Here is a 631-nt window from a genome sequence, read left to right as displayed (position 1 = left end):
CGGCGGTGGCGGCGGCGGATTCCCCGGAATTCCGGGCTTTGGCGGCGGTCACGGCGGCTTCGGCGGCGGCCACGGCGGATTCGGGCGCCACTAGCCCGACGCGGCGACCAGCTGTCACCTCCCGTTTGCCTCCCGCTCAGCGGGGTGATGCAGTTAGCTCATGGCGGCGACGTACACCGGTCATATGCGATGCACCGTGTTCGGCACCGGTTACCTGGGTGCAACCCACGCCGTCGGCATGGCGGAGCTGGGACACGAGGTCGTCGGCGTCGACGTCGACGCGGGGAAGGTCGCCAAGCTCTCCGGCGGTGACATCCCGTTCTACGAGCCCGGCCTGCGCAAGCTGCTGACCAAGAACCTGGCGGCGGGGCGGCTGCGGTTCACCACCGGCACGGTCGATTTGCCCACCAGGACCGACGATCGGGTCAGCCGCGGCACCAGCGCGTCGACGACCGCGTACACGTGGCGCAGGTCGGCGCCGTACTCGCCCTTCTTCTGCGGTGTCCCGACCCCGAGGAAGTGCACGTCGGCGAACTCGGCCGCCACGTCGTAGTCGGTGGTGAACCGCAGCCGCCCCGCCGCCAGGTTCTTGGTCAGCAGCTTGCGCAGGCCGGGCTCGTAGAACGGGATG

The 631-nt window shown here is 70.2% G+C and carries 2 pseudogenes; one reads left to right on the top strand and one right to left on the bottom strand.

What is annotated here, in order from left to right:
* Positions 1-184 precede the first annotated feature (184 nt).
* Positions 185-388: pseudogene (locus A5692_RS28650) on the top strand (UDP-glucose 6-dehydrogenase); the annotation flags it as partial.
* Here the strand turns inward: A5692_RS28650 and A5692_RS24745 are convergent.
* Positions 385-631, bottom strand: a pseudogene (locus A5692_RS24745) (UDP-glucose 6-dehydrogenase); the annotation flags it as partial. The pseudogenes A5692_RS28650 and A5692_RS24745 sit on opposite strands and share 4 nt — an antisense overlap.

This window comes from Mycobacterium sp. E342, assembly GCF_001667665.1.
Classification (GTDB): domain Bacteria; phylum Actinomycetota; class Actinomycetes; order Mycobacteriales; family Mycobacteriaceae; genus Mycobacterium.
Note: the sequence above shows the minus strand (reverse complement) of the source record. Positions and strands in the feature narration are given on the sequence as shown.